The sequence below is a fragment of the Phenylobacterium zucineum HLK1 genome, assembly GCF_000017265.1.
Classification (GTDB): Bacteria; Pseudomonadota; Alphaproteobacteria; order Caulobacterales; family Caulobacteraceae; genus Phenylobacterium; species Phenylobacterium zucineum.
Genome location: NC_011144.1, coordinates 2,239,558 through 2,258,495 on the forward strand (window position 1 = coordinate 2,239,558; position 18,938 = coordinate 2,258,495).

Genomic DNA, 18,938 nt, shown 5'->3' on the forward strand with positions numbered 1-18,938 from the left:
AACGACGGCTCCGACCGGAGGTCAACCTCTTGTTCCGTCTGGAAAACACCGACGATCGCAATCCAGGGTTGGGACGGCGCCGGAGGGCGACGCCTTGTCCGCCCGGTCCGTGAGCGGCAATGAAGACGGATGTCCGCTCCCACACGCGCGAAAGCGCTCGCCGGCCTGTGCGCCGGCCTGGTCCTGATCCTCTCCGCCGGCGCGGCCTCGTGCGCGCCGGCCGGCGGCTTCGGCCTGCTGCGAGAGCTGGCGCGGCGCCCGTTCGTGACGCTCGACGCGAAAGGCGCGCCGGTCCCCTTGGCGTTCACCCCGGTGGGAGACGACCGCATCGAGATCTGGATCGCCGGCCAGCTCGCCGAGATCTACAGCCTGGAGGACCAGGGGGCCGGCCGACGGCTCAATCCCGCCGCGCCCGACCTTGGCGATCCCGCGACCTACGACGAGGCCGGTTGGACGGTCGCCTCCCCGGGCGGCGTGGTTCGGTTCGAGCTGGCGCCCGACGGCGCCGTGATCGGTCGGCGTGGCGACGATGCAGAGCCGGCGCTGCGCAAGCGGTTCCATCTCGCATTTCCGCCGACCGCCCCGGACCTGACGGACCGGCTACGGCAGGAGCGCCTGGAGATCATTGATGAGGCCATGCGCGTCGACGGTCATCACGCCCATCCACACCACTGACGCTCAATAGCCGAGCGCCCGGTCCACGAGGCCGATCGGGACCTCGCCCGCCTGCAACCGACGGACGTTCTCGGCCACGACCTCCGCGGCGGTCTCGGGATAGGTGAAGGCGGCCGCGTGCGGGACGACGGTGATGTCCGCCCGGCTCCAGAAAGGATGGCCCTGCGGCAGCGGCTCCTGCCGGAAGACGTCGAGCGTGGCCGCGGCGATGCGGCCGGCGTCGAGCGCCGCCAGCAGGTCGGCCTCGACCAGTTGCAACCCCCGGCCGACCTGGATCAGGCACGCCCCCTGCGGTAGCGCCGCAAACAGCTTGGCATCCAGAATGTCCCGGGTCTCGGCCGTGAGCGGCAGGAGGCAGACGAGAATCTCACACCCTTCCAGGAACCGCGGGAGCTCATCGCGCCCGGCGAAGGTCGCCACGCCCTCGACGGCCTTGGCGCTCCGGCTCCAGCCCCGGGTCCTGAATCCCACCTCCGCTAGGGTGCGGGCGCAATGCGCGCCGAGTTCCCCCAGGCCCATCACTCCTACGGTCCGCCCGTTCGGCCGGGGCGGCCGGATCGGCGTCCAGACCTGCGCCTCCTGCTGGCGCAGGTAGAGGTGCATGCCCCGGTGGTAGTGGAGCACGCGCATCAGCACGAAGTCGCTCATGTCCCGAGCCAGGCCGGGGTCGGTCATTCGCACGAGCGGAACGTGCGCCGGCGCCCCGGACGCCAGCAGATGCTCGACGCCGGCGCCCAGCGAAAAGATCGCCCGCAGGCGGGGGAACCGGTTCCAGAAGCCAGGCGGGGTCGCCCAGGCCAGGCCGAAGTCGACGGTCTCGGGCGGGCCCTCGGGCGAGAGGCGGACCTCCAGCTCCGGCGCGGCGCGCTGGAGGGCCACGAGCCAGGGCTCCGCCGGAACATCGTGGCAGGCGAACAGCAGCACGGGATTGGGCAAACGAGCGCTCCGTCTGGGGTGGGCGGCACGCTTCCCGCGATTCGTAAGGAGCGGCGACCGTCAGGCCGGGGTCTTCGCGGCTTCTCGTTCGAGCCAGCGGCGGAACGCGATCACCGCCGGCGTCCGCCAGCGGTCGCGTCGGGTGCGGAAGACGTAGGCGCCCAGCCGGACGTCAGCGGCGCCCTCGACCAGCGGCACGATGCGGAGATTGCCCGCCGCCAGGTCCTCCCCGGCGAGGAACGGGTTCGTCAGGGCGATCCCCTGCCCTCGGCGCGCCGCATCGATCGTCAGGTGCGCGTGCCAAAGGCGAGGGCCGGGAAGGCGGTCGGGAACCTCCACCCCGTTGCCCGCGAGCCAGGCCCGCCACTCGCCGTCTCCCTCCTCGTGGAGCAACGGCCCGTCCAGGAACCGCTGCGGCGACACCGGCGGGCCGAGGCTGGCGACCAGGTCGGGGCTGCCCACGGGGATCACCGGGGGCCTTGCGATCTCCATCGTCTCGACATCGGCCGGCTGCGGCGGATCGTAGTCGTGCACGTACCGGATGTCGGCGTCGGCCTCATGCCGTGCGAGGTCCGGCGCGTGGTCGGTGGGTCGGATTTCGAGGTCGAAGTCCGGGTGCGAGGCGGAGAAGTCCGCTAGCCGAGCGTTCAGCCAGCGGTACGCGAAGCCGGGGACGCACCAGACGAGGAGCCGGCGCTCGTGGCCGCGCCGGGTCAGTTCGGCGCTCGCGCTGACGATCTCCTCCAGAGCCGCGGCGATGCGCTGATGGAAGCGCTGCCCCTCGGGGGTGAGCCGCCCGCCCTGCGGCCGGTCGATAAGCGGGACGCCGGCCCAGTCCTCCAGGAAGCGGATGTGGCGGCTGACCGCTGCGTGGTCGACGCCGAGTTCCTGCGCCGCCCGGCGGATCCCGCCCAGCGCGCCCACGGCTTCAAACGCCCGCAGCGCAGCGAACGGCGGCATGGCCCGCGCGCCCAGGGTGCGCAGGCTCGAGGTCCCAGCTCTCTGCTTCTCGCGCGGCATGCCGGCTCTGTCCTACGCGGCGGCCCCGTCGGCCCCTCTGCCAGAGGCACATTCGCGTGCGGGCCGTCAAGGCGCGGCGGCCGCCCGGCCTGAGCCTAGTGGATCCCACTTCGCCCTACCGGGCGGCGGACGTCGCATTCTCCAGGGCCAGGCGCAGGCGTGCGACCGCGGCCGGGACGTCGGTGAGCTTGTCCAGACCGAACAGGCCCAGGCGGAACGTGCGGAAATCAGGCCCCTCGCCGACCATCAGCGGCACCCCCGCAGCCACCTGCACGCCTTCCGCGGCGAAGCGCCGGCCGGTCTGGATCTCGGGATCGTCCGTGTAGGCCACGACGACGCCGGGGGCGCCGAACCCCTCGGCGGCGACCGATGCGATCTGCCGTTCCGCCAGCAACGCCCGGACCTGCCGACCCAGCTCCCACTGGGCGGCGCGCAGCGGCTCGAAGCCGATGGCCTTGGCCTCCAGCATCGCGTCGCGCAGCGTCCGCAGCGCGTCGGTCGGCATGGTGGCGTGATAGGCGTGGCCGCCGTTCAGATAGGCCTCGGTGATCGTCAGCCACTTGCCGAGATCGATGGCGAAGCTGGTGGACTTCGCGGCCCGGCAGGCCTCCAGCGCCGCCGCGCGCATCATCACCAGCCCGGCCGACGGCGGCGCCGACCAGCCCTTCTGCGGCGCCGACACCAGGACGTCGACGCCCAGGGCCGCCATGTCGACCCAGACGCAGCCCGAGGCGACGCCATCCAGCACGAAGAGACCGCCGACCGCATGGGTCGCCTCGGCGACCGCCTTCACGTAGTCGTCGGGCAGGATGATCCCCGACGCGGTCTCCACGTGCGGCGCGAACACCACCTGCGGCTTCTGCTGGCGGATGGTCGCGGTCACCTCGTCGATGGGCGGCGGCGCGTAGGACGCGGTCGCGCCCTCCCCCTGGCGGCGCGCTTTGAGGACGATTTCCTCAGCGGGAATCGCGCCGGCCTCGAAAATCTGGCTCCAGCGATAGGAAAAGAGGCCGTTGCGCACCACGAGCACCTTGCGGCCGATCGCGAACTGTCGCGCCACGGCTTCCATGGCGTAGGTGCCGCCGCCGGGGACGATCACGGCGCGGTCGGCCTTGTGGACCTCACAAAGGATAGCGTGGATGTCGCGCATCACCCCCTGGAACGCCGCGCTCATGTGGTTGAGCGAGCGGTCGGTGAACACGACCGAGAATTCCAGCAGCCCCTCGGGGTCGATGTCGCGGCGCAGGCCAGGCATGGGGCATCTCCGAAACTGAAATCCGGTCGCGCTCCGGACGGGGCCCGGCTGAGCAGGAAAGCGCCCGCCCTGCAAGCTCCCGCGGCGGCTCGGCGGGCCGAGCGCCCCCTCTCCCGACAGCGCCCGACGCCCACGAGCCGTGGCTCGCGCAGGAGGAGCAGCCGTCGGCCGGAGCAGGGTCGCCGCCGCGCCCCGGGGCTCAGGTCGGGCCCCTAGCGCGGGGCCATGCGGATCGCCCCGTCCAAGCGCACCGTCTCGCCGTTCAGGTAGCCGTTGCGGATCATGGTCAGCGCCAGGTCCGCGTATTCCTCGGCCGTGCCCAGGCGGCGGGGGAACGGCACCGACCGGGCAAGGCCCTCGTAGACCTGGGGCGCGCGGGTCTTCAGGCCGCCCAGCAGCGGCGTGTCCATGATCCCCGGCAGGATGGTGTTCACCCGGATCCCCTCCGAGGACAGGTCGCGGGCCAGGACGATGGTCATGCCCTTGATGGCCGCCTTCGCGGCGGCGTAGGCGACCTGGCCGATCTGGCCCTCCTCGGCGGCCACCGAGCCCGTGTTGACGATCGCGCCCCGCTCGCCCTCGGGGGTGGGCTCGAGGGCGGCCATGCCGGCGGCGCTCTTCACGGTGCAGCGGAAGGTGCCGACCGTGTTCAGCCCCAGCACCCATTGGAAGTCGTCGGTCTTGTAGGGGACGATCTCGCCCGTCTGCTTGTCCCGGGCGATGGTCTTGCCGCCCCGGCCGCCGCCGGCGCAGTTGACCAGGACGCGCTCCTGGCCGTGGGCCGCCCGCGCCTTGGCGAAGCCGGCGTCCACCGAGGCCTCGTCCATGACGTCCACCTCGCAGAACAGCGCGCCGAGCTCGGCCGCCGTCTGCTCGCCGAGCTCCTTGTTCTTGTCGAACAGGGCGACCCTGGCCCCGAGGTCACGCAGGGCCGCGGCGGTCGCCCGCCCCAGGCCCGACGCCCCGCCCGTCACGACGGCCGCAACGCTGGAATCGATCTTCATCCCATATGCCTCCCGATAGGATTTTCAGCCCGCATAGCAGCGGAAGCGCCTGACGTTGGGCGAGGCTCGTCTGTGAACGCCTTGCCGCGGTTCCCTCGCCCGTCAGGATCGCGCGTCACGCCCGCTCGAAGACGGCCGCGATTCCCTGGCCGCCGCCGATGCACATGGTCTCCAGGCCGTAACGGCCGTCGCGGCGCTTCAGCTCGCGCAGCAGGTTGGCCAGGATGCGGCCGCCAGTGGCGCCGATGGGGTGGCCCAGCGAGATGCCCGAGCCGTTGACGTTCAGCCGGTCGCGCCAGTCCCCATTTTCTGGCCAGCCCCAGCCCTTCAGCACCGCCAGGACCTGCGGCGCGAAGGCCTCGTTCAGCTCCACGAGGTCGATGTCGTCCCAGGACAGCCCGGTGCGGGCGAACAGCCGCTCCACCGCCGGCACCGGGCCGATGCCCATGCGCGCCGGGTCGCAGCCGGCGGCCGCCCAGCCGGTGAACCAGCCCATCGGCTCCAGCCCCAGCTCGGCCAGCTTGTCCTCGGCCACCACTAGGCAGGCGGCGCCGGCGTCGTTCTGCTGGCTGGCGTTGCCGGCCGTGACCACCCCGCCCTTCTCGATGGCCGGCAGCTTCGACAGGCTCTCCATGGTCACGTCGCCGCGCACGCCCTCGTCGCGATCGAACAGGATCGGATCGCCCTTGCGCTGGGGCACCGAGACCGGCACCAGCTCGTCGTCGAACTTTCCGGCGGCCCAGGCCTCGGCCGCCCGGGTGTGGCTCATCAGGGCGTACTCGTCGCAGGCCTCGCGGCTGATGCCGTAGTCCTTGGCCAGGTTCTCGGCGGTTTCGATCATCCCGGTGATCACCCCGAAGCGGGAGATCGGCTGCGACATCACCCGGCCGCGGGCCAGGCGGTCGTGCATGGTCGTCGACCCCGCGCGCGCGCCCTTGCGCATGTCGAGGGTGTAGTACTCGGCGTTGCTCATGCTCTCGCAGCCGCCGGCGATGACCACGTCGGCCGCGCCCGTCTGGATCATCATGGCGGCGTCCACCACCGCCTGGAGGCCCGAGCCGCAGCGGCGGTCGAGCTGGTAGCCCGGCACCTTGATCGGCAGGTCGGCGGCCAGGGCCGACCAACGGGCGATGCAGGGCGCCTCGCCGTTGGCGTAGCCCTGGGCGAAGATCACGTCGTCGATCCGCTCCGGATCCACCCCGGTGCGGTCCACGAGGGCTCGGATCACCACCGCCCCGAGGTCGCCGGCGGTCACGCCCGACAGGGCGCCGAGATACTTGCCCACGGCGGTGCGGATCGGGCTGACGATGGCGGCGCGGCGGAGGCTCTGGGCCATGGGGGTGGTCTCCTGCTGAGGCGTGGATGGTCCGGCGCGGCGCTCAGGGCGCGCGCCGGCGAAGGGATGTCGGGGTGTTCCTGCAGCGCAGGGGCGCCCGGGCGCAAGCCCCACAGGGGCTCGCCCGGCGGGAGGTCGCGCTTTCCGGGGTTTCCAGCATCGCGGGCGATCCTATTGGGTGGCCGCTGCGTCAACCAACTATAGCTTGGCGATCGATCGGGGCCGCGAGCTGTGGCCGATGGCAGTAGGGAGAAGACGGACGTGGGCGTTCTGAACGGGAAGGTGGTGCTGGTCACGGGCGCCGCGGGCGGCATCGGCAAGGAGTGCGCGCTGCTGGCGGCCAGGGAAGGCGCCAAGGTGGTGGTGAACGACCTGGGCGGCGGCGTCTCGGGCGGCGACCTGGGCGATGCGGGGCCCGCAGAGACGACGGCCCAGGAGATCCGCGCCGCCGGCGGCGAGGCGGTCGCCAATTCCGACAGCGTGGCCGACATGGCCGGCGCCCGGCGCATGTTCGAGCAGGCGATGGATGCATTCGGCGGCCTGCACGCCGTGGTGAACCCCGCCGGCATCCTGCGCGACAAGATGTTCCACAAGATGGACGAGGCCGACTGGGACGCGGTGATCCAGGTGCACCTGCGCGGCGCCTTCAACGTCACCCGCGCCACCGTCGAGCACTTCCGCGACCAGCAGGACGGCTCCTACGTCCACTTCACCTCGACCTCGGGCCTGATCGGCAACATCGGCCAGGCCAACTACGCCGCGGCCAAGCTGGGGGTCATGGGCCTCTCGCGCATCGTGGCCATGGAGGGCGCCGCCAAGAACGTCCGTTCCAACATCATCGCGCCCTTCGCCTGGACGCGGATGATCGCCACCATCCCGGTGAAGGACGAGGCCTCGGCCCAGCGCGTCGAGCGGATGAAGAACTTCATGCGCGCCGACCAGGTGGCCCAGCTCGCGGTCGCCCTCGCCGGGTCCGACGTCAACGGCCAGATCTTCGCTGCCCGCGGCAACGAGGTCGTGCTGTTCAACCAGCCGCGCCCGGTGAAGTCGGTGACCAGGATCGAGGGCTGGACGCCCGAGGCGCTGATCGCCCAGGGCTTCCCGGCCATGTCGGCCAGCTTCACGGACCTCGGCGCCAGCGCCTCGGTCTTCCCCTACGACCCGGTCTGACCCGGGCGGCTCGGTCCCGGCTGATTCGCCGGGACCGGCCGGAAGTCGAGGTCGTGGAAGTCGTAGCTGAAGTCGGCCACCGGCGAGACGGCCTTCATGGCGATCCGCGCCGGCTTGCCGTCGGCGTCCAGGCTGAAGGTCACGAAGGCGGGCTCGGTGACCCCGTCGCTCCAGCGGGCGACGAAGGTGTCGTAGGCCCAGTGCTCCAGCGGCGCCGTCATCCCGGGCGTCTGCAGGAAATCGATGGAGAGCGCGCCGTCCTGCGCCTTCACGGCGATGGGGCCATACCAGGGATCGGCGTAGGTCCCGGCGTAGCCCTCCGCCGGGAGGAACGGCTTCGAGGCGGCCGGGCGCGCCTGGCGGGCGGCGCGGGCGGCCTTCAGGCCCTCGGCCATCCGCCGGTCCAGGAATTCGGTATAGGCGGCGACCCAGTCGCGCCTCGGCAGCCCCAGGTAGTGGTCGAGGAGCTCGTTGGTGAGGGCGGGGATCATGGCGTTCTCCTCGGAGTTCACCATCATCGCAAAGCCGACGTTCTTCTCGGGGATCAGCACCGCCACGGCGCGGAAGCCCAGCGTGCCGCCGCCGTGGCTGATGACCTTGTGGCCGCGGTAGTCCTTCACGTTCCAACCCAGCGCATAGGTGCTGAACTGCGGGCTGGCCTCGGCCAGGGCGCCTGGGAACGGCGGGGCGTTGATCAGCACCACCGGCTTCCACATCTCCCGCGCCGCGGCGGCCGAGAACACCTGGGCGCCCGAGGCCGCCTTCCCCTCGCCGAGCTGGACCTGCAGCCAGCGGCCCATGTCGTTGGCGCTGGAGGAGACGGCGCCGGCCGGGCCGACGTTCTGGCCCAGCGCCACGCCCTTCTCGTCGAGGGGCTCCTGGGGGCCGAGGCCCCGGATTTCCCCCAGCCTGCCGTGCGGCAGCGCCCGGTTGGCCACGGTCCAGCGGTCGGGATCGTTGGTGACCGAGTCGGCCATGCCCGCCGGCTTCAGCAGCCGGTCGCGGACGTAGGCCTCCCAGGTGCGGCCGGTCTTGGCCTCCACCAGCTGCCCCGCCACGGCGTAGAGGATGTTGTCGTAGGCGTATCCCGACCGGAAGCTCGTCGCCGGCTTCAGGTGGCGGATCCGGCGGACCACCTCGGCGCGGCTGATGGTGCTGGCCGGGACGAACATCAGGTCCCCCTGCCCCAGGCCCAGGCCGCTGCGGTGGGTGAGCAGGTCGCGGACGGTCATCTCCCGCGTGACCCACGGGTCGTACATCCGGAAGTCCGGCAGGTGGTCGATGACCGGATCGTCCCACTTCAGCTTCCCCTCGTCGACGAGAGTGGCGAGCGCGGCGGCCGTGAAGTGCTTCGTCACCGAGCCGATCTGGAACAGGGTGTCGGCGTCCACCGGATCGGGGCGCTGCATGTGCTTGCGCCCGTACCCGTTCGACAGCGTGACCTTGCCGTCCTCGACGATCACCGCGGCGAAGCCGACGGCGTCCAGCTTGCGTCGCACCTCCTCCACGCGCCGGTCGAAGCCGGGCGGCGGGGCCGCGCACGCCAAAGTCGGCGCGAAGAGGACCAGGGCGGCGATCAGGCGGCGCATCGGGGGACCTTTCCCATCAGGCGGCGACGGCGCGCCCGGTCCGGCCGGTGGCGAGGCGCCAGACGCCCCAGGTCATCAGCGGCAGGACGTAGACGGCCAGGAACATCCAGGCGAGCAGGCGGTAGCCCTTGGCGATCAGGGCCACGAGGCCAAAGCGGTCGGCGATGAAGATGGACCCCACCAGCAGCGCGGCGGCGAGCGCCAGCCGCGCAGCGTGCGGGAACGCCGCGCCGGCGCGGGCGCGGCTCCAGACGTGGGCGATCCGCTCGTTGACGGCGTGGACGGCCCCGACGCCCGTCTCCAGCAGGGCGATGAAGATCATGCCCTGGAACACCAGGTGGAAGACCGGAAGCTCCATCCGCCGAAGCAGGAAATCCGACGGCAGGGCCTCGCCGGCGATCTGCGGGTGGTAGGCGGCCATGCAGACGAAGAACAGGGCGGCCGGCAGCATGGCCAGCGGCCCGGCCAGCAGGCCCGCCGCCACCGCGTCGCGCCGGCTGGTCAGGTGGCGCAGCACCGGCAGGATCATCACCGCGGCCACCATGTTGTAGCTGGCGTAGGTGACGCCGCCGGCGATCCATCCGTCCACGGGCGTGGGTCGGGCGAAGGCCTCGGCGATGCGGTCGCCGAACGCGCCCAGGGCCAGCAGCATGAAAAGCCCGTAGACGCCGTAGAGGAACATCGAGGCGTACTTGAACAGCCGCTCGACGGCCGAGGTCCCGAAGGTGACGACGCCGGCGATCGCGCCGGTGAGCGCCAGCGCCCCGACGATGGCCGGCCAGCCGAACACCGCCTCGCCGATGGCGCCGGCGGCGGCGCCGATGACCGCCAGGATGAGGACGGCGAAGAAGACGTAGGCCGCCTCGAAGGCCGGCCAGAACGGACCCAGCAGGTTGCGGAAGAAGGTCCGGTAGTCCTCGCTGCCGGTCGCCTGGGCGAACAGGAAGGTCGCCGCGCAGACCACGCTCCAGATCGCCGTGGCCAGGGTGATAGCCATCAGGCCGCCCTGGGGCCCGCTGGGCAGGAAGAACTCGGCGAGCTCGCGGCCCGTCGCATACCCGCCGCCGATCACCACCGCCTTGAAGGCGAGGCCAGGCAGCAGGAAGCGCTGGAACCAGGAGGGCCGACCGGTCACGCCAGACAGGCCTCCACCAGCCGCTCGAACGCCGGCCCGCCGCGCATCGGGTCCGCGACCGGCAGGCCCAGGGCGCGGGAGGCCCGCGCCATCACCTCGTCGGCCTCGGCCCCGCTCATGGCGGCGGTGTTGAAGCTGACGCCGGCGCAGCGGATCTCCGGATTCGTCATGCGCCCGAGCGAGAGGTTCAGCTCGATCGCTTCCGACAGTCCGGGCGTCGGGAAGTCCGGATAGCCCAGCAGGCGTTCACGCCCCGGCTCGTGGCACAGCACGATCACGTCGGGCTGGCTGCCGTGCAGCAGGCCCAGCGACACCGCCGCGTACGCAGGATGGAACAGCGAGCCCTGGCCCTCGATCACATCCCAGTGGCCGGGCGCGGCGTCTGGGCTGAGCAGTTCGGCGGCGCCGGCCTCGAAGTCCGAGACCACCGCGTCCATGGGGATGCCGCCGCCGGCGATCATGATCCCCGTCTGGCCGGTGGCGCGGAAGTCCGCGTCGAGTCCCCGCTCCCGGAAGGCGCGGGCGATGGCCAGGGCGGTGTACTTCTTGCCCAGGGCGCAGTCGGTGCCGACGGTCAGGAGACGCTTGCCGCTCCGCCGGCGGCCGGTGGCGATGGGGATGCCCGGCGGCGGCCGGCGCACGTCGATCAGGCGCCGGCCCAGCCGGTCGGCGACCGCCTTGATCTCGCGAACGTCCTCGAGCCGGCCGTGCATGCCGGCGATAAGGTCGAGGCCCGCCTCCAGGGCGGCCACCAGGCTCGGGATCCAGCCCGGCTTGATCACCCCGCCGGGGTTGGCGACGCCGATAACCATGGCCCGGGCGCCGCGGGCCTGGGCCTCGCTGGGGGACATCCGCGGCAGGCCGGTGGTGACCGCGTCGTCCGAGCAGGCGAGTTCGCCCACGCAGCGGTCGGCCGCCCAGTCCCGCAGGCCGAAGGCGGTCTTGGCGTAGCCGGGTTCGGTCACGTCCCCCACGAACAGGAGGTACGGCTGCGGGAGGCGGATCTCGGGACGCTCCAGGCGCGCGGCGGCGAGGCTCATGCGGGAACTCGCGCGACGGGGAGGATGGGCGAACGCATACGCTTTCCTTGTACACGGGGTCCCGCGCGCCGCCTTGCGGGCCGCGGCGCGCGGGCGGGGCCGCCAACGCGACTAGAACTCGGCGGTCACCGCTACCCCGATCGACCGCGGACGGATCACGCCCGCGGCGATGGCGCCGTTGGGATAGATGTCGAAGCCGTTGGCCGTCACCGCACTGGTCGACACCACTCCGTAGGAGTCGCCCAGGTTCTTGGCGTAGGCCTCGATGACGAAGCGCCCCAGGTCCACGCCGGCCCGAAGGTCGACCACCTGGTAGTCCTCGGCCTCGCGCTGGCGTCCATTGGCGGCCCGGAAGTCGGCGTCGAAAGCCGCCGACTGCGAGGAGACGTGCCGCACCGAGCCGCCGACGAAGGCTTCCATGGTGTCGCTCACCTGCCAGCGGTAGTCGGCGTTGAAGCTGAGCGTGAGCTTGGGGCTGAACGGCAGGCGGTCGCCGGCCATCCCGCCGACCAGCGGGCCGGCGTCGTCCTTGAGCTTGGCGTTGGTGTAGGCGCCGTTCAGCGACAGGAAGAGGCCGTCCTTCGGCTGGTAGGCGGCGTTGAACTCCACCCCCTCGCTCTTGGCCTTTCCGCCATTGATGTTGACCCCGAAGCCGTTCACCGCCGCCAGCAGCTGGATGTCCTTCCAGTCGATGTGGAACAGGGCCACGTCGATGCTGCCCCGCCGGTCGGCGGTCTCGGCCTTGAAGCCGACCTCGTAGCTGAGGGCGGAGTCGGAGTCGTAGGACCTCGGCACCTCGGGCGGCGCGCTGGGCGGGACGACGTTGGGGCCGCCGGGCCGGAAGCCCTTGGCCACGCGGGCGTAGACCGAGGCGGTTTCGGTCAGCTCGAACCGCGGGGCGATGGAATAGGTGAACACCTCCTCCGAGGAGTCCTGCGAGAAGCTCTGCGGCCCGCCCGCCAGGGCCCCGTCCGAGGTCTGCTCGGCGCTCTGCTCGTTGCGGCTGTAGCGGCCGCCGAGATCGAGGTGGAAGCGGTCGGTCAGGTGGAGCGTCGCGTTGGCGAAGCCGGCGATCTCCTCGTACTTCGACGGCAGCAGGGTCGTGCCCAGCACCGGCAGACCGCCGATCTCGGTGAGGGTCCCGGGCTGCACCGCGACGAGGCGCTGGCGGATCAGCCCGTCCTCGTTGTTGTAGTAGAGGCCCGCCAGCCACTCGAGCCGTCCGCCCTCCTTCGAGGACAGCCGCACCTCCTGGGTGAACTTCTCGTTGTTGGTGTTCTGGTTCAGCAGGAATTCGTTCGGCACGCCGAACACCGCCTCGATCAGGCCGCTCAGGTTGAACGTGTAGTCGTCGCGCAGCTTCTGCTTCTGGGTGCTGTAGCTGGTCGAGCTGGTGAGGGTGGCGAAGCCCAGGTCCGCCTCGCCGGTGGCGTTGTAGACCCGATAGCGCAGGTCCGAGAACGTGGGCACGAACTGCGAAAGCGACAGCCGGCCGTAGAGCGGCTCCAGGGTGGTCGGATCGGCCTCCACCGTGCTTGCCGAATCGGCCTCGATGTTCTGCGCGAGCGCGGTCAGCCGCAGGGAAAGCCGGTCGCTCGGACGGAACAGCAGCGAGGCCCGGCCGCCGTAGCTGCGGGAATCGTCGATGTCCTTGGCGATGTCGGAACCGCCCGTGCCGATGGAGTCGATGAAGCCTGCGCTCTCGCGGTACGTGCCGGTGGCGCGGAACGCCAGGGTTTCGCCCAGCGGGATGTTCACGACGCCGGCCGCGCCGTAGGACTCGCCGCCGCCCTTTACCGTCTCCAGGTTGGCCCGCGCCCGGACCACATGGCGGTCGAACTCCGGCTCGTTGGTGACGAACTTCAGGACCCCGCCCAGGGAGCTCGCGCCGTAGAAGGTGCCCTGCGGGCCGCGCAGCACCTCGACGCGGGCGACGTCGAAGGTGTCGAAGTCGCCGGCCAGGACCGCGCCGTTGACCAGGCCGCTGCTCGAGCCGAAGGGCGTCTCGTCCATGTAGACGCCGACCGTGGACGCGATGCCGCCGGTGTTGATCCCGCGGATGATCAGGCGGGCGTTGCCGGGGGTGCTCTGGACCACCTGCAGACCCGGCACGAGCTTTACGTAGTCCGAGAACGTGACGGCCTGCTGGCGCTCGAGCGTCGAGCCCGACACGACCGAGATGGACTGCGGCACCTCAACGAGGGCCTGCTCGCGCTTCTGCGCCGTGACCACGACGGCCTCGACGTCGGTGGGCGCCTCGTCGGCCCGCGCCGCCTCGACGCTCGCCAGGGCCGCGATCGCGGCCGACGCGGCCAGGGCCGCGCGCCGCCCGTAGATTCCCCAAGTCATCTTCACCCCTCTTGTGTCTTTGGTCCGCCCCCGGAAAAATGATCCTTGTTCGGCGAGGATGGTCCTGATTAGAGAATTGTCAACCAGACGAAAGCCTGATGAGGCTGAATCGGCCCGTCAGCGACGGAACGTGCGCTCCAGTCCAGACTTGAGATCCTCGTCCGCGGGCGGCGCACCGGCGTCCTCCGCGCCCCGGGCCCAGGGGGCCAGCGCCAGCAGCACCGCGGCGGCGATCGCAGCCACGCCGCCCATGCCGGCGAAGAAGACCGCCGGATCCAGCCGGCTCCAGAACGCGCCGAGGGCGCCCGCCAGCAGGTTCCCGGCGAAGGCGGCGAGGAACCAGCCCGCCACCGCCGTCGCCGCCATCCCCGCCGGCGCCAGGCGGGCGAAGAGGCCGAGGCCGACCGGCAGGATGTAGAGCTCGCCCGCGGTGAGGACGACGAAGAAGGCCGCGAGCCACAGCCAGCTCGCGCTCGGCCCCGAGGTCCCCGCCACGACGGCCAGCATCAGGAACGCCGCCGCCACGCCCCCCGAGCCGATGGACATCTTCACCAGCGGCGACGGCTCGCGGCCCCAGCGCTCCAGCCTGGCCCAGTGCGCGAGGAACAGCGGCGTGAGGACGAACACCAGCAGCGGGTTCAGCGACTGGAACCAGGTCATGGGGATGACGAAGCCCTCCCCCACCCCGCGGTCGACGCCCTGGTCGGCCCAGAGCGCCAGGGTGTTGCCGGTCTGCTCGTAGGCGCCGCGGAAGACCACGACCGCCAGCCCAACGCCGAGCAGCAGCAGGAACAGCCGCAGGTCGCCGCGCCGCCGCGGACCATCGCCCCTGCACGCGGGTCGCGGCTCCTCGGCAGGCAGGTGGCGTCCGCCGAGGATGTAGATCGTCAGCCCCGCGACCATGCCGATCCCGGCCGCGGCGAAGCCGTAGTGCCAGCCGTAGAGCTCGCCCAGCGTGCCGCAGACCAGCGGGGCCAGGAACCCGCCCAGGTTCACGCCCACGTAGTAGACATTGTAGGCCCGCACCCGCCGCGGATCGTCGGGCGCGTAGAGCCCGCCGATCTGGCTGGGCAGGCTGGGCAGGAAGAAGCCGTTGCCGAGGGCGATGCAGGCGAGCGCCGGATAGAACGCCGGTTCGAAGGCCATCAGGAAGTGGCCGAGCGCCATGATCGAGCCGCCGAGGATCACGGCCTTGCGCCGGCCGAGCCACCGGTCGGCGATCACCCCGCCCAGGATGGGCGTGAAGTAGACGAACGCCGTGTAGAGCCCGTAGACCATCGAGGCCTGGGCCTGGGGCATCAGCAGCTGCTTGGTCATGTAGTAGACCAGCAGCGCCCGCATTCCGTAGAACGAGAACTTCTCCCACATCTCGGTGAGGAAGAGGATCGTCAGGCCCGGCGGCTGGCCGAACCACGCCCTGGCCGGCGGCGCGCCCGAACTCGTCACGGAGCGCTCCCCCACCCGTGCTCCGGATAGGCGATCAGGCCGTCCGCGTAGCTGACCGACGGCAGGCGGTCGCGGGTGATGAAGATCGGCCCGTCGAGGTCCACCACCTCGCAGAGCTGGCCGAGCAGGTAGGCCGGGCCCATGGCCAGGCTGGTGCCCACCATGTTGCCGACCATCACCCCGAGGCCGAGACGCCTGGCCTGCCGCGCCATGGCCAGCCCCTCGGTGAGCCCGCCGCATTTGTCGAGCTTGATGTTCACGACGTCGAAGCGGCCGACCATCTCCTCGAGGTCGGCGAAGCTCAGCACGCTTTCGTCGGCCGCCACGGGGATGGGGCTGCCCAGCCCCTCCATGTCGCTCTCACGGCCCCGGGCGAACGGCTGCTCCAGGAGCTGGACGCGGGTGTCGACCAGCGCCGGCATCAGCCGCTCCAGCGTGTCGGGGACGAAGCCCTGGTTGGCGTCCACGGCCAGCCAGACGTCGGGCCGGGCGGCGCGCACCGCCCGCACCCGCTCGGCGTCGAGCTCGGCCTCGCCGGTGAGTTTCAGCTTCAGCGCCCGGGCCTGGGCGTAGGCGACGGCCTTGCGCGCCATGACATCCGGGTCAGCGGCGCCAACGGTGAAGGTGGTGACCAGGGGCTTCGGCGGATCCAGGCCCGCGAGCGCCCAGGCGGGGCGGCCGGTGAGCTTGGCCTCGAGGTCCCAGAGGGCGGCGTCCACCGCATTGCGTCCGCCGCCCGGCGGCATCGCCCGGCGCAGCGCCTCGCGGTCGATCCCGGCCTCGATCCGCGGCCGCGCCGCCTCGATGGCGGCGAGCATCGCGGGCACGTCGTCCCCCAGGTAGTAGACGCCGGAGGCCTCCCCCTGCCCTTCCGCCGCGCCCTGCCGCAGGCGCACGACGACGACCGGCATCTCGGTGAAGACGTAGCCGGTGATCCTGAACGGCTCGGCGAGGGCGACGGGCTCCTCGGCCACGCTGAGGGCAAGGCGCTGGCGCAGGGCGGTCATGCGACCTCCGGGAATGGCGCGAAAAGGAAGGAGGCGCCCGGCCGGGGCCGGACGCCTCGCATCGGTGGATCAGTAGTTCACGCCCAGGCCCACGAGGTGGAAGGCGATCGCCAGCCACGCGAGGACCACGGTCGAGACGAGGAGCACCGCGCTCCACAACTTGGCGAACCAGCTCCGCTGGCCGCGCCAGACGACCCAGAGGTTCCAGGCCGCGACGAGCACCGCGCCCAGCACCAGGATCGAGCCCAGGATGTGCAGGCCCCAGAGCAAGGGATCGAGGGCGCCGTTCAGCAGGGCGAGGTCGCCGAACATGGCCACCACGGTCCCGCCCCAGGCGATGATCGTCGCCGCCGAGGCCGCGGCCGCGATCCGCACGAAGCGGTAGGCGCGCGCCGCCTGTCCCTGCAGCGGGAAGGCCGCGCCCATGCGCCAGCGGACGATCGCGGCCACGGGCCAGAGGACCACGGTCAGCAGCAGGGCCGCGAGGCTGGCGGCCACGGCGGGCACGAGCCAGGTCGAGGCCTTCAGCGGCGGCTCGGGCATGAAGACCATGAAGGGCGAGTAGTCGTCGACGGACCAGCGGACGACCTTGCCGTCCTCGACCAGCGCGGCCAGCCGGCTCTCGCCGCCCACCTCGACCCAGACGAAGGGCTGAATCTCGCGCCACTTCTTCGGCGCCCCGCTCGCGTCGCGGATCAGCGAGACCGAGATGGTGCCGTCCTTGTTCGGGATGATCTTCACCACGCCCATCAGGTTCGACAGGCTGATCAGGCTGGTCTCGACCCGGCGGGAGTTGATGTACGAGCCGGCGATCATCCGGGCGTGCTCGGCGGCGGTGCTCGCATCGACCTGCCCGTCGTGGCCGGGGCCCGGCAGGTAGCGGTTGCTGAACTCGCGGAAGAGCGCCGAGCGGATGGGGCCGGCGGCGCCGTCCTTGCCCAGGCTGTTCACCGAGACGTAGAGGCCCACCCCGTCGTCCGGGAACAGGTGCAGCTCGGTGTGGAACCACTGGGTGTCGCCGCCGTGCGAGATCACCCGCCGGCCGTTGATGTTCTGTTCGTAGAAGCCCAGGGCCATCCGGTTCAGCGGCAGCTTCATGTCGCGGGTGGTGCTGTGCATCGTCCGCGCCGTCTCGGGGGCGAGGATGCGCACGTCGCCGTAGGCGCCCTCCTGCAGGTGGGCGATCATGAACGCGGCCATGGCCTCGCCCGAGGCCGACATGGCGCCCGCCGGCGCGGCCGGGATCAGCTCGAACGGTTTGGCCTCGCCGCTGGAGGCGCGCTCGTAGCCCTTGGCCATGTAGGGCGTAAGCGCGGCCGGCAGAGGCTGGCGGAAGGTGGCGTAGGTCATGCCGAGCGGGCCGAACAGGTTGCGCTCAACGTAGGTGTCGAAGTCCAGGCCCGAGACGCGCTGGACGACGTAGCCGGCGAGCGCCGTGGCGTAGTTCGAGTAGGCCTGCGTCGAGCCGGCCGGATAGATGCGGGTCGGCGTCCAGGCCTTCACCGTCTGTTCGAGTGTCTGGAGCTTGGCGGGGTCATCGCCGATCAGGCCCTTCACCGCCTCCTCGAAGCCGGCGGTGTGGGTCATCACGTCCCGCATGGTGATCGGCCTGCCGGCGGGGCCCGGCGGCATCTTGAAGTCGAGGTAGGTGTTGATGTCGGCGTCGAGGTCGATCTTGCCGCGCTCCACCTGCTGCATCACCGCGGTCCAGGTGAAGAGCTTGGAGGTCGAGCCGGGGCGGAACAGCGTGCGGGCCGGATCGACCGGCGTCCGCTTCTCGACGTCGGCGTAGCCGTAGCCCTTCTGCAGCAGGATCTGGCCGTCCTTGACGACGACCACCACCGCGCCGGCCACGTCGCCGCTCTCCAGGGCGTAGGGCATGAAGCCGTCGAGCCAGGCCTCGAGGTCCGCGGCGACGAGCGGCCGGGCCTGCTCGGGCCCGGGCAGCGGCGGGGATGCGGCGGCGGCGGGGGTCGGCGCCCGCTTGACCGGCGGCACGATGGTCGGGCTGGCGCCGGCGAAGGCGACCGCGGCGGAGCACATCCAGATCGCGGCGGCGGCCGCGGCTTTGGCGAGAAGGCGCATCAGGGACCCCCTGGACCATCCGGCTCATCCCGAATTGATCCCGATACGGCGATCTTGATCCTGATTAGAGAATTGTCAACACGACCACGGCGCGTCGTCCTTGCGGCGGCCGTCCCAGCGAATATGTTACGTGGCCGCCTGGACCTTCGCAGAATCGGAAAATCCGTGCGCGAGGGAGACGGTCCTGATCAGGATGGCGTCACGCCTTTACGCCCATGCGAGGATCCCGAGCTTGAAGCCGCGCCAACAAACCCTGGGGAGCCTGCTGCGCGGGCTGCGGTCGCGCAACGGCTGGACCCTGAAGGAGATGAGCGAACGGACGGGCATCCCGCTCTCGACGCTCTCGAAGGTCGAGCACGACCGGCTGACGCTGACCTACGACAAGCTGCTGCAGCTGTCGCAGCGGCTGAACCTGCGGATGAGCGAGCTGTTCAGCGAGCCCGAGGCCGCGCCCGAGGCGCCGATCACCGCCCGCCGCTCGATCGGCCGGCTGGACGGGGCGATCCGGGTCAACACGCCCAACTACGACTACTACTACATGTGCCCGGACCTGCGCCGGAAGCGGATGGTCCCCACCGTCACCCGCATCCGCGCCAAGAGCGTCGAGGAGTTCGGCGAGCTCGTACGCCACCCGGGCGAGGAGTACATCTACGTGCTGCAGGGCCCGGTGGAGATCCACACCGAGTTCTACGAGCCGGTGCTGCTGCAGACCGGCGAGTCCATCTACATCGACAGCACCATGGGCCACGCCTACATCGCCCCCGAGGGCACCGACGAGGCGGTCGTGCTGGGCGTGTGCTCCAGCGCCGACGAGGACCTGATGGAATCGCTGATGACCCTGCACGGGGACGAGGCCCCGGCTCCCGCAAAGGCCGCCGCCCGCTGAGGGGC

At 71.4% G+C, this 18,938-nt stretch carries 15 protein-coding genes; 3 read left to right on the forward strand and 12 right to left on the reverse strand.

Annotation, left to right across the window (positions count from 1 at the left end; all coding sequences use genetic code 11):
* The first annotated feature begins 129 nt into the window (after nt 1–129).
* The gene (locus PHZ_RS10995) at nt 130–675 is read left to right on the forward strand and encodes a hypothetical protein (protein WP_041373440.1); all 546 of its coding nucleotides are present in this window, start codon (nt 130–132) and stop codon (nt 673–675) included.
* 3 nt (nt 676–678) lie between these two features.
* On the opposite strand, the gene PHZ_RS11000 is transcribed toward PHZ_RS10995, so the two are convergent.
* From PHZ_RS11000 to PHZ_RS11020, 5 genes are all read right to left on the reverse strand, one after another.
* Complete coding sequence (locus tag PHZ_RS11000) at nt 679–1,611, reverse strand: 2-hydroxyacid dehydrogenase (RefSeq protein WP_012522556.1); 933 nt, start codon at nt 1,609–1,611, stop codon at nt 679–681.
* 60 nt (nt 1,612–1,671) lie between these two features.
* Nucleotides 1,672–2,631, reverse strand: a complete 960-nt coding sequence (locus tag PHZ_RS11005; RefSeq protein ID WP_083770892.1) for a LysR substrate-binding domain-containing protein — start codon at nt 2,629–2,631, stop codon at nt 1,672–1,674.
* A 115-nt stretch (nt 2,632–2,746) separates the two neighbouring features.
* The gene (locus tag PHZ_RS11010) at nt 2,747–3,886 is read right to left on the reverse strand and encodes an aminotransferase class V-fold PLP-dependent enzyme (protein ID WP_012522558.1); all 1,140 of its coding nucleotides are present in this window, start codon (nt 3,884–3,886) and stop codon (nt 2,747–2,749) included.
* Nucleotides 3,887–4,098: 212 nt separating this feature from the next.
* Nucleotides 4,099–4,890: an SDR family NAD(P)-dependent oxidoreductase gene (locus tag PHZ_RS11015; RefSeq protein ID WP_012522559.1), complete on the reverse strand. Its 792-nt coding sequence runs from the start codon at nt 4,888–4,890 to the stop codon at nt 4,099–4,101.
* A 115-nt stretch (nt 4,891–5,005) separates the two neighbouring features.
* Entirely contained in the window at nt 5,006–6,226 is a 1,221-nt protein-coding gene (locus tag PHZ_RS11020) for an acetyl-CoA C-acetyltransferase (RefSeq protein WP_012522560.1), read from the reverse strand.
* 261 nt (nt 6,227–6,487) lie between these two features.
* Between PHZ_RS11020 and PHZ_RS11025 the strand changes: the two genes are divergently transcribed.
* Entirely contained in the window at nt 6,488–7,396 is a 909-nt protein-coding gene (locus tag PHZ_RS11025) for an SDR family NAD(P)-dependent oxidoreductase (RefSeq protein ID WP_012522561.1), read from the forward strand.
* On the opposite strand, the gene PHZ_RS11030 is transcribed toward PHZ_RS11025, so the two are convergent.
* The 7 genes from PHZ_RS11030 to PHZ_RS11060 form a co-directional block, all read right to left on the reverse strand.
* Nucleotides 7,381–8,985 carry a serine hydrolase gene (locus tag PHZ_RS11030; RefSeq protein ID WP_012522562.1) on the reverse strand — a complete coding sequence of 535 codons (1,605 nt, stop codon included), beginning with the start codon at nt 8,983–8,985 and terminating at the stop codon, nt 7,381–7,383. The two genes, PHZ_RS11025 and PHZ_RS11030, sit on opposite strands and share 16 nt — an antisense overlap.
* Nucleotides 8,986–9,001: 16 nt before the next feature.
* On the reverse strand, nt 9,002–10,120 hold the full coding sequence (locus PHZ_RS11035) for a YkvI family membrane protein (protein ID WP_012522563.1): 1,119 nt from the start codon (nt 10,118–10,120) through the stop codon (nt 9,002–9,004).
* Entirely contained in the window at nt 10,117–11,160 is a 1,044-nt protein-coding gene (locus PHZ_RS11040) for a DUF1611 domain-containing protein (protein WP_012522564.1), read from the reverse strand. Before PHZ_RS11040 ends, PHZ_RS11035 begins: the two co-directional genes overlap by 4 nt.
* A 111-nt stretch (nt 11,161–11,271) precedes the next feature.
* Nucleotides 11,272–13,509 carry a TonB-dependent receptor gene (locus PHZ_RS11045; RefSeq protein WP_012522565.1) on the reverse strand — a complete coding sequence of 746 codons (2,238 nt, stop codon included), beginning with the start codon at nt 13,507–13,509 and terminating at the stop codon, nt 11,272–11,274.
* A 117-nt stretch (nt 13,510–13,626) separates the two neighbouring features.
* Nucleotides 13,627–14,955: a peptide MFS transporter gene (locus PHZ_RS11050; protein ID WP_049758411.1), complete on the reverse strand. Its 1,329-nt coding sequence runs from the start codon at nt 14,953–14,955 to the stop codon at nt 13,627–13,629.
* Nucleotides 14,952–15,962, reverse strand: a complete 1,011-nt coding sequence (locus tag PHZ_RS11055) for a dipeptide epimerase (protein WP_012522567.1) — start codon at nt 15,960–15,962, stop codon at nt 14,952–14,954. The genes PHZ_RS11050 and PHZ_RS11055 overlap by 4 nt, the downstream gene beginning before the upstream one ends.
* A gap of 69 nt (nt 15,963–16,031) precedes the next feature.
* Entirely contained in the window at nt 16,032–18,047 is a 2,016-nt protein-coding gene (locus PHZ_RS11060; protein ID WP_012522568.1) for a serine hydrolase domain-containing protein, read from the reverse strand.
* A gap of 232 nt (nt 18,048–18,279) precedes the next feature.
* Between PHZ_RS11060 and PHZ_RS11065 the strand changes: the two genes are divergently transcribed.
* A complete protein-coding gene (locus tag PHZ_RS11065) occupies nt 18,280–18,933 on the forward strand; it encodes a helix-turn-helix domain-containing protein (RefSeq protein ID WP_012522569.1) in 654 nt (217 codons plus the stop codon).
* Nucleotides 18,934–18,938: the final 5 nt, after the last annotated feature.

Coding starts and splice junctions, on each gene's coding strand:
- PHZ_RS10995 (WP_041373440.1), top strand. CDS start 130: ATGTCCGCTCCCACACGCGCGAAAGCGCTCGCCGGCCTGTGCGCCGGC.
- PHZ_RS11015 (WP_012522559.1), bottom strand. CDS start 4,890: ATGAAGATCGATTCCAGCGTTGCGGCCGTCGTGACGGGCGGGGCGTCG.
- PHZ_RS11030 (WP_012522562.1), bottom strand. CDS start 8,985: ATGCGCCGCCTGATCGCCGCCCTGGTCCTCTTCGCGCCGACTTTGGCG.
- PHZ_RS11010 (WP_012522558.1), bottom strand. CDS start 3,886: ATGCCTGGCCTGCGCCGCGACATCGACCCCGAGGGGCTGCTGGAATTC.
- PHZ_RS11055 (WP_012522567.1), bottom strand. CDS start 15,962: ATGACCGCCCTGCGCCAGCGCCTTGCCCTCAGCGTGGCCGAGGAGCCC.
- PHZ_RS11045 (WP_012522565.1), bottom strand. CDS start 13,509: ATGACTTGGGGAATCTACGGGCGGCGCGCGGCCCTGGCCGCGTCGGCC.
- PHZ_RS11060 (WP_012522568.1), bottom strand. CDS start 18,047: ATGCGCCTTCTCGCCAAAGCCGCGGCCGCCGCCGCGATCTGGATGTGC.
- PHZ_RS11020 (WP_012522560.1), bottom strand. CDS start 6,226: ATGGCCCAGAGCCTCCGCCGCGCCGCCATCGTCAGCCCGATCCGCACC.
- PHZ_RS11040 (WP_012522564.1), bottom strand. CDS start 11,160: ATGAGCCTCGCCGCCGCGCGCCTGGAGCGTCCCGAGATCCGCCTCCCG.
- PHZ_RS11005 (WP_083770892.1), bottom strand. CDS start 2,631: ATGCCGCGCGAGAAGCAGAGAGCTGGGACCTCGAGCCTGCGCACCCTG.